The following is a 13895-nucleotide window of genomic DNA, read 5'->3' on the forward strand; positions in this document are numbered from 1 at the left end:
GTGCATGATGCGCCGCCTTCCGGGCCGAAAGCGAATCGACCTTCGTCACCTGGCAGTATGCACCTCATGACAGGGCCGCATGACGGGGCCGGCAGCACAGGGCCGATGGACAGACTGCGCGCGGCCGCGGCGCGGCGGGAGGCGGCGGGCCTGCGGCGCGCCCTGCGCCCGCGCACGCCCGACCACGACGGGCTGCTCGACCTCGCCTCCAACGACTACCTCGGCCTCGCCCGGCACGAGCGGATCGTCGAGGCGGCCGTCCGCGCCACCCGCGAATGGGGGGCGGGCTCCACCGGGTCGCGCCTGGTGACGGGCTCGACCCGGCTGCACGCCGAGCTGGAGGACCGGCTCGCCGCCTTCACGGGGGCGTCCCGCGCCCTGGTGTTCTCGTCGGGGTACCTCGCCAACCTCGCCGCCGTCGCCGCCCTCGGCCGGGACGGGCTCATCGTCTCCGACGCGGGCAACCACGCCTCGATCGTGGACGCCTGCCGGCTGTCGCGGTCGCGGGTCGTGATCACGCCGCACGGCGACGCCGAGGCGGTGGCCAAGGTCCTGGCCGAGCGGGACGAGGAGCACGCCCTCGTCGTCACCGACGCCGTGTTCTCCGTCGACGGAGACGTCGCGCCGCTGCGCGCCCTGTACGAGGCCGCCGTACGGCACGGCGCGCTGCTCGTGGTCGACGAGGCCCACGCGCTCGGCGTCGTCGGCGACCACGGCAGGGGCGCGGCGCACGCGGCCGGTCTCGCCGGCCGGCCGGACGTCGTGCGGACCGTCACGCTGTCGAAGTCGCTGGGCTCCCAGGGCGGCGCGGTCCTGGGCGCCCCCGAGGTGATCGGCACGCTGGTCGACACGGGCCGGTCGTTCATCTTCGACACCGGCCTCGCGCCCGGGTGCGCGGGGGCCGCCCTGGCCGCCCTCGACCTGCTGGAGGCGTCTCCCGGTCTGCCCGCCCGCGCCCGCGAGAGGGCCCGCGAGCTGGCCGCGCTGGCCCGCGAGCTCGGCCTGGAGACGGCCGACCCCGCCGCCGCCGTGGTGCCGGTCGTGCTCGGCCCGCCCCGGCTCGCGCTCGACGCGGCGGCCCTGTGTGCGGATCACGGGGTGCGCGTGGGATGCTTCCGCCCACCGTCGGTGCCCCAGGGCCGCGCATGTCTGCGGTTGACCGCACGTGCCGATCTGCGGTCCGATGATCTCGTGGTGGTCCGGGGTGCGCTCACCGCTGTGGCCGAGATGACGAAAGGGCCGGGTCGAGGGTGGGACAGGTGACGGAGCACAGCGAGGACTCTCCGCGGGTGCCGAAGTACTACGACGTGAAGCGGAGTCTCCTGGAGCTCACCAAGAGCCTCCCCGCGGGCAGCGCGCTCCCGCCCGAGCGCGCCTTGGCCGTACGTTTCGAGACCTCGCGGACGACGGTCCGGCAGGCGCTGTCGGAGCTGGTGGTCGAGGGCAGGCTGCTGCGCATCCAGGGCAAGGGCACGTTCGTCGCGCAGCCCAAGGTCGCGCAGGTGCTCCAGCTCACCTCTTATACGGGCGACCTGCGCACGGTCGGCCTGGAACCGGACACCAAGATCCTCGACATCAGCTACGTCACCGCCGACGAGACGCTCGGCCGGCGGCTGGCCGTCAACCCCGGCAGCCGGGTGCTGCGCATCCACCGCCTCCGCCTGGCCAACGGCGAGCCGATGTCGATCGACACCACGCACCTTTCCGCCCGCCGCTTCCCCCGGCTGCGGCGCGAGCTGGAGGTGCACGCCTCGCTGTACGAGACGCTGCACAACGCCTACAACGTGCGGCTGACCGACGCGGAGGAGGTCATCGAGACCGTGCTCGCCACGCCGTACGACGCGCAGGTACTCGGGGTGGACGTCGGCCTGCCGATGCTGCTGCTGACCCGGCACGCCTTCGACGCCGACGGCAACCCGGTCGAGTACGCCCAGTCGCTCTACCGCGGCGACCGCTACAAGTTCGTCACCCGCCTCCGCAGGCCCTGATGGCTGCCGAGCGAGCCGAGGGGCGCGCCGCCGATCTGGACTGAGGAGAGAGGGAGTGAGGAACGAACTCCCGAGCGACGAGGGAAGATGGCGGATGTGAGCGCCCCGAGAGCGAAGCGGGAAACACAGTGAGCATTCTCGTGGTGACCGGGACGGACACCGGGGTGGGGAAGACGGTGGTGACGGCCGCGCTCGCGGCGCTGGCGGTGGCGCGGGGCGCGACGGCCGCCGTGGTGAAGCCGGCGCAGACGGGGGTCGCGGCCGGGGAGCCCGGGGACCTCGACGAGGTGATCCGCCTGTCGGGGGTGACCTCGACCTTCGAGATGACGCGGTATCCCGACCCCCTCTCCCCCGCGGCCGCCGCCCGCCTCTCCGGCCTGCCGCCGCTGTCGATCGAGGCCGCGGCGGCCCGGATCGGGGAACTGGCCGAGTCGCACCGGCTGGTGCTCGTCGAGGGCGCCGGGGGACTGCTCGTCCGGTACGACGAGGAGGGCGGCACGCTCGCGGACCTCGCCCGGCGCCTGGACGCCTCGGTGCTCGTGGTGGCCCGGGCCGGGCTGGGCACCCTCAACCACACCGCTCTGACGCTTGAGGCGATGGCGGGCCGGGGCCTCGACCTCGCGGGCGTGGTGATCGGCTCCTGGCCCGCCGTCCCGGGTCTCGCGGACCGCTCGAACGTCGCCGACCTGGAGATGCTCGCCGCCCGCCCGTTGTCCGGCGCGTTGCCGGAGGGCGCGGGGTCGCTCGGCCCCGAGGCGTTCGCCCGCGTGGCGCGGGCAGGCCTGGCTCCCGCGTTCGGCGGCAGTTTCAACCCGGCCGCGTTCCGTTCGACCTTTAAGCTGCCCCTGTGACAGCAGTGCCCCAACGGACCGACGGGAGTGCCGCGTGAAGACCGACATCCTGGAGATCGCCCGCGTTCAGGTTCTCGACGAGGGCAGAGGGCTCGACGCGGCGCAGGCGCTGGAGTGCCTGACGCTTCCCGGCGACCGCCTGCCGGACCTGCTCGCCCTGGCGCACGAGGTGCGGATGAAGTGGTGTGGTCCCGAGGTCGAGGTGGAGGGGATCGTCTCGCTCAAGACCGGAGGCTGCCCGGAGGACTGCCACTTCTGCTCGCAGTCCGGGCAGTTCTCCTCTCCGGTCCGCGCGGCCTGGCTCGACATCCCCTCCCTCGTCCAGGCGGCCGTCGAGACGGCGCGGACCGGGGCGACCGAGTTCTGCATCGTGGCCGCCGTGCGCGGGCCGGACCGGCGGCTGATGGACCAGGTCCGCGAGGGCGTCCGGGCGATCCGGGAGGCCGTCGAGATCAACGTCGCCTGCTCGCTCGGGATGCTCACCCAGGCGCAGGTGGACGAACTGGCCGAGATGGGGGTGCACCGCTACAACCACAACCTGGAGACCGCCCGGTCGCACTTCCCCCGCGTCGTCACCACCCACACCTGGGAGGAGCGGTGGGAGACCTGCCTCATGGTCCGGGAGGCGGGCATGGAGCTGTGCTGCGGCGGCATCGTGGGCATGGGTGAGACGCCGGAGCAGCGGGCCGAGTTCGCCGCCCAGCTCGGCGAGCTGGCGCCGGACGAGGTGCCGCTCAACTTCCTCAACCCCCGGCCGGGCACGCCGTTCGCCGATCACCCGCTGGTCGACGGCGCCGAGGCGCTGAAGACGATCGCCACGTTCCGCCTCGCCCTGCCGCGCACCATCCTGCGGTACGCCGGAGGCCGTGAGCTGACCCTCGGCGACCTCGGTACGAGGGAGGGCATGCTGGGCGGCGTCAACGCCGTCATCGTCGGAAACTACCTCACGACACTGGGCCGGGCGCCCGAACGTGACCTGGAGCTGCTCGCCGATCTCAAGATGCCCATCAAGGCGCTCTCCCAGACCCTCTGACTGGCTTATCCCGGGCGGCAACGGGCATCAGCGGAGGTGACCGACGTTCTCCTGTGGCGGGAGGGCATTGGCCGTCCGTCTGTTGGCAAAAGTGACCGACTGGTAGGTTTCACCCTATGGAGTCCCCCAAACACGCAGGCGACATCGCCGTCGCCGTCTCCCAGGCCTACGGCGTGGACACCATGTTCACGCTCTCCGGCGGGCACGTCTTCCCCCTTTACGACGGGGCCGTCCATCAGAACATGCGCATCCTCGACGTGCGCCATGAGCAGAGCGCGGTGTTCGCCGCCGAGGCGACGGCCCGGCTGACGCGCAGGCCCGGCCTCGCGGTGCTCACCGCCGGCCCCGGCGTCACCAACGGCGTCTCGGGGGTCGCGACCGCCCACTTCAACGGCTCCCCTGTCGTCGTCCTCGGCGGGCGCGCCCCGCGCTCGCGCTGGGGCTCCGGGGCGTTGCAGGAGATGGACCATCCCCCGCTGTTCGAGCCCATCACCAAGCTCGCCTTCACCGGCTCGGGCGCGGACTCCATCGGGCAGGACGTGGAGATGGCCTTCCGGACCGCGCTCGCCCCGCACCGCGGTCCGGTGTTCCTGGACGTCCACATGGACGACCTGTTCTCGCCGTCGGCCGAGTACGACTCGGAGACGCTGACCCCGTCGCCGCTGGAGCCCGACCCCGAGGCGCTCGCCGGCATCGCGCGGCTGATCGCCGAGGCCGAGCGCCCGCTTCTCGTGCTGGGCTCGGACGTGTGGATGGACCGCGCGGAGGAGGCGGCGCGGGACTTCGCCGAGGAGTGGCGCCTGCCGGTCGTGCCCAACGGGCAGGGGCGGGGCATCCTGCCCGCCGGGCACGAACTGCTCGTCACCCGTGCCCGCGGCCTCGCGTTCAGCCAGGCCGACCTGGTCGTCGTCGTCGGCACCCCGCTCGACTTCCGCCTCGCGTACGGCTGGTTCGGCGGCAAGGAGGGCGCGCCGCTGGCCCGGGTCGTGCACATCGTCGACGCGCCCTCCCAGCTCGCGACCCACACCGGCCTGTCGGGCTCGGCGTCCGGCGACCTGTCCCTCCTCTTCTGGGGCCTCGGCGCCGCGTGCGGCACGGCCGGGGTGAACCCGAAGGCGTACGCGCCCTGGGTGACCCGGCTGGGCGAGACGGCGGCCGCGGCGATCGCCGAGGACGCGCCGCTGCTGGAGTCGGCCTCCGACCCGATCCATCCCATGCGCATCTACGGCGAGCTGAACAAGGTGCTCGCCGACGACGCGGTGGTGATCGGCGACGGCGGCGACTTCGTCTCCTACGCCGGCAAGTACGTCGAGCCGCGCCGCCCGGGCAGCTGGCTCGATCCCGGGCCGTACGGCTGCCTCGGCACCGGGCTCGGCTACTCCATCGCGGCCCGGCTGGCCCGGCCGTCGTCGCAGGTCGTGCTGCTGCTCGGCGACGGCGCCGCGGGCTTCTCGCTGATGGACGTGGACACGCTGGTCAGGCACCGGCTGCCGGTCGTGATGATCTGCGGCAACAACGGCATGTGGGGGCTGGAGAAGCACCCCATGCAGATGCTGTACGGCTACGACGTGGCGGCCGAGCTCCAGCCGCAGTGCCGCTACGACCAGGTCGTCACCGCGCTCGGCGGCGGCGGGGAACTGGTCACGTCGCCGGACGAGATCGGCCCGGCGCTGCGCCGCGCCTTCGACTCCGGCGTGCCGTACATGGTGAACATCGCGACCGATCCGGCCGTCGCCTACCCGCGCACCACCTCGGGCGTCTGACGAGGGCGCCTGACGGGCATGAGCGCCCCGCCCGCTCCGGCGGGCGGGGCGTGACCGTCAGGGGGCCGGCGTACGGGCCGGGGACGGGCTCGGCGTGGCGCTGGGCGAGGCGGACGCGCAGGGCTTCAGCTGCACGACGAACTTGACCACGGAGCCCTCGGGCTTCCTCGTCCCGGCGGCCGGGCTCTGGCTGACGACGAGCCCCCGGCACTTGCCCTCACCCGTCGTGGTGCCGGCGGGCTTGAGGCCCATCTTGTTGATCCGCGCCAGCGCGACGCTCTCGGTCACCTTCACGACGGACGGGACCTCGACGAGATCCTCGGCCGGGCTCGGCGAGGGAGAGGGCGAGGGTGAGGCGGACGGGCTCGGCGACGGAGTGGGCGTCGGGCTCGGCTTCGGCCTGGGCGAACTGGGCCGCACCGACGGCACGGCCGCCGTCGGGGTCGGCGTCCTGCGGGCGCGGGAACGGGACGGCGACGGGCTGGGCGTGGGGGTCTCCACGGTGAGGGGCCCCGTGTTCGAGGGTTCGGGCGTGCCGGACCCGGCCGAGGCCATGTTGATCCCCAGGACGGCCAGGGCCCCGACGACGGCCACTCCCGCCACTCCGGCCGCGAGCGGCAGCCCGCGGCCCCGCCTGGACCGCTGGGCGGCGTCTCTCGCCGCCGCGCGCCGCGACACCCGCGTGCCCTGCTGCGGCGTCGCCACGGTCGCCGGCGGCACGGCGGGGGCGTCGTCCCACGACTCGCGGGTGACGCGGTAGGTGTGGCCGGTGGAGGGGACCGGTTCGGGCCCGCCCGGGTAGGGACCGGCCTGGGTCGCCGCGACCGGCGGAGGGGGGACGGCCATCGCCCGGGAGACCGCGCCGGACATGCCTGCGCCGGGTATCTGGGCCCCGGGTATCGGAGCATTGGGTGTCTGTTGGGCACCGGGCTGCACCGCCTGCCGGGCCGCCTGGCTCATCGTGGCGGCCGACGGCCAGCGGAGCGCCGGGTCCTTGGACATGGCCCGCTCGACGACGGCCCGCACGGCGGGCGGCACGTCCGGCGGCAGCGGCGGCGGCTCCTCGCGGATGTGCTTGAGCGCGATCGTCACCGGCGAGTCGCCGTCGAAGGGGCGCCGGCCCGCCAGGCACTCGTACGCCACCACACCCAGGGCGTAGATGTCGACGGCGGGCGTGACCGGAGCACCCTCGGCCTGCTCGGGTGCGCAGTAGGCCGCGGTGCCGAGCACCATGCCCGCGTCGGTGAGGCGGCTGCCCGAGTCGGCGCGGGCGATGCCGAAGTCGGTGAGCACCAGCGTGCCGTCCGGGCGGACGAGCAGGTTGCCGGGCTTGATGTCCCGGTGCACGATCCCCCGCTCGTGCACGGCCTGCAGCGCGGAGGCGGCCTGCGCGATGAGCTCCATCGCGGGTTCGGGGCCGATGCGGCCGATCCGGGTCAGCAGGCGGTCGAGCGGCTCCCCGTCCACGAACCGCATCACGAGGTACGCGGTCGAGCCGTCGCCGGGGACGTCGGTCACGCCGTAGTCGTAGACGTCGACGACTCCGGGGTGGTTGACGGTCGCCATCGCCCGCGCCTCGCCCTGGAAGCGAACGGCGAATCCGGGGTCGTCGAGGCGACCGGGGAGCAGCACCTTGACCGCGACCGTGCGCGCGAGGACCGTGTCCTCACCACGCCACACTTCGCCCATGCCCCCGGCGCCGAGCCGGGCGTCCAACCGGTAGCGCCCGGCCAGGGTCATCCCTTGGGCCACCATTTGCGCCCCGTACCCCCTAAGTCACTCGACCCCCGAAGGTGTCCAACAAAGCAGGCTCGCGTCGCGGGAAGATAACGACAGGATCACGGAACCCTGTAAGGCGAGGGATCCGGGCTCGGGGGCCGGATGTCGAGCTTACCTGTTATCCGCCGCTGGCACCGTGCACCGAGCACCGCGCCGACCAGCTCCTCGGCGTCACCTGGACGACCAGCCGCCGGCGGCACTGCGGGCAGTAGCGCGGTGGCTCCATCGTCCTCGCGGCCAGGCAGGCCGCGTGATCACCGTCCTCGGCCGGACGGCCGCAGTGATCGCAGAAGAGGTCCACGGTGCATCACCCTAGCCGGTGACCGCCTGCTCTTCCCCCTTCTTGAGACACCACTGTTTCTTGAGACACCGCTGTCCAGGACGCCGCTTCCTGCGACGCCCCTCTCTAAGACGTCTCCGCGCCGCGAAAAGTTGCGGCCGCTTCCAATCGGAAGCCGAACCAATAGGCTCACGGCATGAGTCTCGCTCCAGGTCTGCGCGCCGAGGTCCTCATCATGGTGGAGCGTGGGGACACGGCCATCCGGGTCGGCAGCGGTGACGTGCCGGTGCTGGGGACGCCCCGGCTGCTCTCGTTCGCCGAGGGCGCCACGGTCAAGGCCGTCCACCAGCACCTGGAGCCCGGGCAGACCTCGGTGGGGACCAGGGTGCTGATCGAGCACCGCCTGCCCAGCCCCGTCGGGATGCACGTCTGGATCGCCGCCGAACTCACGGAGGTGGACGGCAGGCGGCTCGTCTTCTCCGTCAGCGCCGTCGACAAGACCGGCGCCCAGGTGGCCACCGGCACGATCGAACGGGTCGTCGTCGACCGCGAGCGCTTCCTCGCCCGTCTCTAGTCGATCACGGCGATGAGGTCGCCCTCCTGGACGACGTCGCCCTCCTTGACCTGGAGCTTGGTGACGGTCCCCGCGTCCTCGGTGAGGACCGGGATCTCCATCTTCATCGACTCCAGGATCACCAGCGTGTCGCCCTCGTCGACGACGTCGCCCTCGCTCACGACGATCTTCCAGACGTTCGCCACCATCTCGGCGTGCACCTCGGCCACCCGGACACTCCCCTCAACATGGATTCAGCAGATCAGGATTTTCTCATCCGGGAGACCAGACCGGTGTCGTAGTCCCCGCTCACGAACTCGGGATGATCGAGCAGTTCGGCGCAGAAGGGCAGGTTGTGCTTGGGACCCTCGACGCGGAACGCCGCGACGGCCGCCCGTCCGCGTTCCAGCGCCTCCTCGCGGGTGGCGCCGACGACGCAGAGCTTGGCCATCAGCGGGTCGTAGAACGGCGTGACCGTGTTGCCCGCCGTGTATCCCGAGTCGACGCGCACCCCCTCGCCCTCCGGCTCCTCCCACACACCGATCTTGCCAGGGCCGGGCAGGAACCGGCGGGGGTCCTCGGCGTACACCCGGAACTCGATCGCGTGGCCGCTGCTCCGCGGCTCCACGGAGTAGACCTCCCCGGCGGCGATCCGGATCTGGTGCTCCACCAGGTCGAGGCCGGTGACCAGCTCGGTGACGGGGTGCTCCACCTGGAGGCGGGTGTTCATCTCCAGGAAGACGAAGTCCTGGGCGTCGGCGTCCACCAGGCACTCGACCGTGCCCGCGCCGCGGTAGGACACCGCCTCCCCCGCCCGTACGGCGGCCGCGAGCATCCGCTCACGCAGCTCCGGGGTGACGCCGGGAGACGGGCTCTCCTCCACGACCTTCTGGTGCCGCCGCTGGACCGAGCAGTCCCGCTCGCCCAGCGCGACCACCGTGCCGTCGGCGAGGCCGAGGATCTGCACCTCGACGTGCCTGGCCCGTTCGACGTACCGCTCCAGCAGGATGGCCGGCTCGCCGCCGAACCGGGCGGCCGCCCGGCAGGCCTGCTCGAACGCCTTCGCCAGCGAGTCGTCGTCACGGGCGACGCCCATGCCGATTCCGCCGCCCCCGCCGGACGCCTTGACCATGACGGGGTAGCCGATCTCCTTGGCGGCCCGCTCGGCCTGCGCGAGGTCGGACACCGGTTCCCTGGTCCCGGCGGCGACCGGGACGCCCGCCGCCTCCATCAGGTTCCGGGCGTTGATCTTGTCGCCCATCCGTTCGACGGCCTCGGGGTCCGGGCCGATCCAGACGAGCCCGGCGTCGATCACCGCACGGGCGAACGCGGCGTTCTCCGCGAGGAACCCGTAACCGGGGTGGACCGCCCGCGCTCCCGTCGTACGGGCGGCCTGGAGGACCTTGTCGATGTCGAGGTAGCTCTGGGCCGGGTTCGCCGGGCCGAGGAGCACGGCGTCGTCCGCCTCGCGGACGAACGGCAGGTCGGCGTCCGCCTCGGAGTGGACCGCGACCGCGCGCAGCCCCATTCCCCGGACCGTACGGATGATCCGCCGGGCGATTTCACCGCGATTGGCGATCAGAACTGAGTCGAGCACGTTGCCAACTCTAGGGGGATCACCCGCCAGGGCCCTCCGCCCGTTCCGACTGAACCCGGCGGGCGAATCTGTAGGGTCGCGACAACGATGATGTCATCGGCGTGGCGCCGGCGGTGCCGCAGTGTTACGTCTGCTACAACCGGGTGACGAGCACGAGCCGGTCGACGACACGCGCCAGGGCCTCCACCACACCCGGATCGTAGGCCGAACCACCGTCGAGCCGCAGCCGCTCCAGCGCCGCCGCCGCCCTGTCCCGGTCGGTCGACGCGCCCACCAGGTCGTCGTACGCGTTCGCGGCCCTGATGATCCGGCTGGCCATCGGGGGCGACTCGCCGAGCGTGTCGCACTGCCGCCGGACGATCTCCGCCACGCCGTGCAGCACGCCGGTCTTCCTGATCACCTCGGCGCCCAGGCCGGCGATCCGCCGGGCCTGGTCGGCGTCGGCCAGCACCGTGGCCCCGCCGGGGATCGGATCGCGCAGCGAGAGCTGGCCGATGTCGTGCATGAGCGCGGCGTACTCCAGCTCCAGCAGCTGGGGCTCCGACATGCCGAGCTCCCGCCCGACGCCGACGGACAGCCGGCTGACCCGGCGCGAGTGGCCCGGCTCCACGTATCCGCCGACCTCGGTGACCCGGCTCAGCGCGCGCACCGTCTGCAGGTAGGTCGCGCGGATGCCGGCGTACTTGCGGAAGGCCACCTGCGTGACGAGCAGCGGCGCGGCGAACGCGGGCAGGGCGGTCATGTCCATGCTGTGCGAGGCGAGCGCGAGCAGGATGCCCGACGCCGCGACGGCGGCGCCGAGCGGCGCGGCCATCCTGATCTCGTCGCGTACGGCGACGCCGAACGCGGTCCTGACCTGGTTGGCCCGGAGCATGGCCGCGATCACCACGTCGGCCGCGAGCATGACCGTGACCAGCACGGCCATCACCCCGAGCGCCGGCCACCAGTTGCCGTGGCCGGCGCCGGTGTCCCGGGCGGTCGCCTCCAGCGAGCCGGTCAGCGGCCGGTAGGCGAACGCGAGCAGCGACCCGGCGAGCAGTCTCCGGGCCATCGCGTCGAGCCGCGGCGGCCGGCCGACCGCCAGATGCGGCAGCCCTCCGGCGATCATGCCCACCGACATCACCGCCACGACCTCCAGGGCCGAGTGGCCCGCGGGCCGCCCGCCCACGTCGAGCAGCAGGGCGTACCCGAGGGAGGCCGCGGTGGAGACCGGCGCGACCTCGCGGTTGCCCGGCATGGTGAGCCGGGCCAGCTCTCCGGCCGCGATGAGCGCGCCGAACCCGATGGCGACCCGCGGGTCGGTCAGTCCCCGCGCCGCCGTGTGGGCGATGCCCGCGACGGTCAGCATCCCGGCCGCGCAGATCAGCAGGAGCTGACCCGAGTCGAGTCCCAGGTGCGCGGTGGCCGGCCGGCGTGTCCTCACCGCTCGGACACCACCTGGATCGGGGTGGTCGGGTCGTCGTGGTCCTTGGCCGTGGTCTCCACGGCGGCGTCGTCCGGCGGGACGGGCGCCGGCTGGGCCGGCTGCCACCCGTGCCGGTCGAGCGCCCTGACGAACCGGACCACCATGTCGGGGTCGAACTGCGTCCCCGCGTTCTTGCGCAGCTCCGCCACCGCGACCTCGATCGGTTTGGCCTTCCGGTACGAACGGTCGGAGGTCATGGAGTCGAAGGCGTCGGCCACCGCGATGATCCGGGCGAACTCTGGGATCTCGGACCCGGCGAGCCCCATCGGGTAGCCCTTGCCGTCGTGCCGTTCGTGGTGGTGCATGATCCCGGCGAACGCCTCGTCGAGGAAGTCGATGCCCCGCACGATCTCCAGCCCCCGCATGGGATGCAGCTGGATCGCGGCGTACTCCTCCTCGGTGAGCCGGCCCTCCTTCTGCAGCACCTTGGTCGGCACGCCGAGCTTGCCGACGTCGTGCAGCATGCCGGCGTACCGGATCGCGCGGAGCCGCTCGGTGCCCATGCCGATCTCCTCGGCGATCATCGACGAGGCGGCGGAGACCCGCGTGCAGTGCCCGCGCGTGTAGTAGTCCTTGGTCTCCACCGCCTGGCACAGCGCCGCGATGGTCGCGTCGTACGCGCGCTGCTCGGCGTGGTAGTGCCCGAGCGCCCACCGGGCGACGAACAGCGGCAGCAGCACGAGCACGGCGGAGATCGACTGCACGGTCGACCACAGGGCCGCGATCAGCAGGCCGAAGGTGGCGAAGCCGACGTAGGAGCTGAGGAACTGCACCATCACGCGGAGCGAGACCTGGTCGCGGTGCACCACGGCGGCGAGCCGCAGGATGACCGCGGTCAGCGCGAAGTTCATGGCCACGAAGGCCGCCGTCGCGGCGGCGTACGGCACCAGGACGCCCGGGAAGTCGGCCGGTTCCGGCAGCCCGGGCACCCCGCCCGCGCTCTCGTAGGCCCACCCGGCGGCGTATCCGCACAGCGCGTACTGCGCGCCGTTGAACAGCCGCTTCACCAGCGGCAGGCCGGGGCGCGCGCTCACCACCGCGGCCAGTCCGACCAGGGCGGCCCCCTCCGGGCCGACGAGCACCACGGCGGCCAGGGCGGCGGAGAAGCTCACCGACACCGCGACGTTCGGCACGCTGAGCAGCGTCGGCACCGACTCGCACAGCAGGAACAGCAGTGCGAGGACGAGGAGCGTGGACCAGTCCTCCGGCGTGAGCCCGTGACGGGCGAGCAGGCCACGCGCGATCACGACGCCGGCGGTCCCGACGAGCGCGGCGAAATAGACCCTGGCGGGCCATGGAAGTTCCCGCATTGGCGGCCACCTCGAATGCGGATCGGACCTGTGGGCCGGCCGTCCGTGACCGGCCCACAGGCAGTGACTACGTCCAGGAGATCCCCGGGGTGCCGGCAGCGAGGCCGACCAGAGCGACCACCGGAGTGAGCAGCGCCAGCGCCACTATCAGCCTGACGACGGTCTTCCCAAACATTGCGCCGCCTCCACGTCGATTGCGCCCTCAGGCTACAGAAGGGGCGCGGGCCGGTCCGGGATGTCGCGACCATCGCAGCCAAAACGTAACCAAGCAATCACACCGCGTGCAATTGCAGGGGTTCGCGTCAGGCCGGCGCCTCGCGGGCCCATTCGACGGTGGCCTTCAGGCCGGTGGCCAGATCATGGCGGGGACGCCAGCCGAGGCCCTCCAGCGCGGGCGCCGGGTCGACGGCCATGTCGGGGAGGTCGCCGAGTCGCGCGGGCTCGAAGCGCGGCTCGTCGGGAACGCCCGCCGCCGCGGCGACCAAGGTGTGCAGCTCCCGGTCGCTGGTCCGCACGCCGGTGCCGAGATTGAACCGGCGGCCGTCGCCGTCCGGGCCGCAGGCGCGGGCGAAGCCGTCCACCACGTCGTCCACGAACACGTAGTCGCGGGTCTGGGAGCCGTCGCCGTAGACGACCGTGGGCTTCCCGGTCAGCAGGGCGTCGGTGAAGATGGCGACCACCCCGGCCTCGCCCTCGGGCGACTGGCGCGGCCCGTAGACGTTCGACAGCACGAGCGTGGTGTATTCGAGGCCGTGCAGCGCGCGGTAGGTCGCGAGGTAGAGCTCCCCGCCGAGCTTGGAGGCGGCGTACGGCGAACGGGGATCGGCGGGGGCGTCGCCGGGGACCGGGATGACGGCCGGCCTGCCGTAGACGGCCACGGACGAGGCGTAGACGATCTTGCGGGCGCCGGCGCGGCGGGCGGCCTCCAGGACGTTCACGGTGCCCTCGACGTTGACCGCGGCGTCGGTCACCGGGTCGGCCACGCTCCGGCGCACGCTGATCTGCGCGGCGAGGTGACAGACGACCTCCGGCCGCCACCGGGCGGCGACCTCCGCGAGCGCGGGGTCGCGCACGTCCATCGCGTGCAGGGGGGCGTCGGAGTCGCGCGGATGCCCGGACGACAGGTCGTCCACCACCGCGACCTCGTGTCCGTCCGCGAGCAACCGGTCGACGAGGGTCGACCCGATGAAGCCCGCTCCGCCCGTTACCAGCGCACGCATGCCCCGCCCCCTCCCGGCCCCGTACGGGAAGATCCTAACGGGCCGCGCCGCGGCCC

At 72.9% G+C, this 13895-nt stretch carries 12 protein-coding genes; 6 read left to right on the top strand and 6 right to left on the bottom strand.

Annotated features, from left to right (window positions below):
* Window positions 1-105 precede the first annotated feature (105 nt).
* From HHX40_RS33490 to HHX40_RS33510, 5 genes are all read left to right on the top strand, one after another.
* Window positions 106-1263: an 8-amino-7-oxononanoate synthase gene (locus HHX40_RS33490; RefSeq protein WP_259404145.1), complete on the top strand. Its 1158-nt coding sequence runs from the start codon at window positions 106-108 to the stop codon at window positions 1261-1263.
* Window positions 1260-1988 carry a GntR family transcriptional regulator gene (locus HHX40_RS33495; protein WP_208759319.1) on the top strand — a complete coding sequence of 243 codons (729 nt, stop codon included), beginning with the start codon at window positions 1260-1262 and terminating at the stop codon, window positions 1986-1988. The genes HHX40_RS33490 and HHX40_RS33495 overlap by 4 nt, the downstream gene beginning before the upstream one ends.
* A gap of 128 nt (window positions 1989-2116) precedes the next feature.
* Window positions 2117-2839 (top strand): dethiobiotin synthase, encoded by a 723-nt coding sequence (gene bioD, locus HHX40_RS33500; RefSeq protein ID WP_182883776.1) that lies wholly within the window; start codon window positions 2117-2119, stop codon window positions 2837-2839.
* Between the two features lie 34 nt (window positions 2840-2873).
* Window positions 2874-3872 (top strand): biotin synthase BioB, encoded by a 999-nt coding sequence (bioB, locus tag HHX40_RS33505; RefSeq protein ID WP_182883777.1) that lies wholly within the window; start codon window positions 2874-2876, stop codon window positions 3870-3872.
* Between the two features lie 116 nt (window positions 3873-3988).
* Entirely contained in the window at window positions 3989-5635 is a 1647-nt protein-coding gene (locus HHX40_RS33510; protein WP_182883778.1) for an acetolactate synthase, read from the top strand.
* A gap of 57 nt (window positions 5636-5692) precedes the next feature.
* Here the strand turns inward: HHX40_RS33510 and HHX40_RS33515 are convergent, their stop codons facing one another.
* The gene (locus HHX40_RS33515) at window positions 5693-7390 is read right to left on the bottom strand and encodes a serine/threonine protein kinase (RefSeq protein ID WP_182883779.1); all 1698 of its coding nucleotides are present in this window, start codon (window positions 7388-7390) and stop codon (window positions 5693-5695) included.
* Window positions 7391-7890: 500 nt separating this feature from the next.
* Between HHX40_RS33515 and HHX40_RS33520 the strand changes: the two genes are divergently transcribed.
* The gene (locus tag HHX40_RS33520) at window positions 7891-8268 is read left to right on the top strand and encodes a thioesterase family protein (RefSeq protein WP_117408811.1); all 378 of its coding nucleotides are present in this window, start codon (window positions 7891-7893) and stop codon (window positions 8266-8268) included.
* Here the strand turns inward: HHX40_RS33520 and HHX40_RS33525 are convergent.
* The 5 genes from HHX40_RS33525 to HHX40_RS33545 all read right to left on the bottom strand — a co-directional run bounded on the left by HHX40_RS33525 (window position 8265) and on the right by HHX40_RS33545 (window position 13839).
* On the bottom strand, window positions 8265-8477 hold the full coding sequence (locus tag HHX40_RS33525; RefSeq protein ID WP_117408812.1) for a biotin/lipoyl-binding carrier protein: 213 nt from the start codon (window positions 8475-8477) through the stop codon (window positions 8265-8267). The genes HHX40_RS33520 and HHX40_RS33525 overlap by 4 nt on opposite strands.
* A gap of 32 nt (window positions 8478-8509) precedes the next feature.
* Window positions 8510-9844 carry an acetyl-CoA carboxylase biotin carboxylase subunit gene (locus tag HHX40_RS33530; RefSeq protein WP_182883780.1) on the bottom strand — a complete coding sequence of 445 codons (1335 nt, stop codon included), beginning with the start codon at window positions 9842-9844 and terminating at the stop codon, window positions 8510-8512.
* 133 nt (window positions 9845-9977) lie between these two features.
* Window positions 9978-11267 (bottom strand): HD-GYP domain-containing protein, encoded by a 1290-nt coding sequence (locus tag HHX40_RS33535; protein WP_182883781.1) that lies wholly within the window; start codon window positions 11265-11267, stop codon window positions 9978-9980.
* On the bottom strand, window positions 11264-12619 hold the full coding sequence (locus HHX40_RS33540) for an HD-GYP domain-containing protein (RefSeq protein ID WP_182877757.1): 1356 nt from the start codon (window positions 12617-12619) through the stop codon (window positions 11264-11266). Before HHX40_RS33540 ends, HHX40_RS33535 begins: the two co-directional genes overlap by 4 nt.
* 302 nt (window positions 12620-12921) lie before the next feature.
* Window positions 12922-13839, bottom strand: coding sequence for an NAD-dependent epimerase/dehydratase family protein (locus tag HHX40_RS33545; RefSeq protein ID WP_182883782.1), 918 nt, complete (start codon window positions 13837-13839; stop codon window positions 12922-12924).
* Window positions 13840-13895 lie beyond the last annotated feature (56 nt).

Origin of the sequence: Microbispora sp. H10949 (genome assembly GCF_014161435.1) — a bacterium.
GTDB classification, from domain to species: Bacteria; Actinomycetota; Actinomycetes; order Streptosporangiales; family Streptosporangiaceae; genus Microbispora; species Microbispora triticiradicis.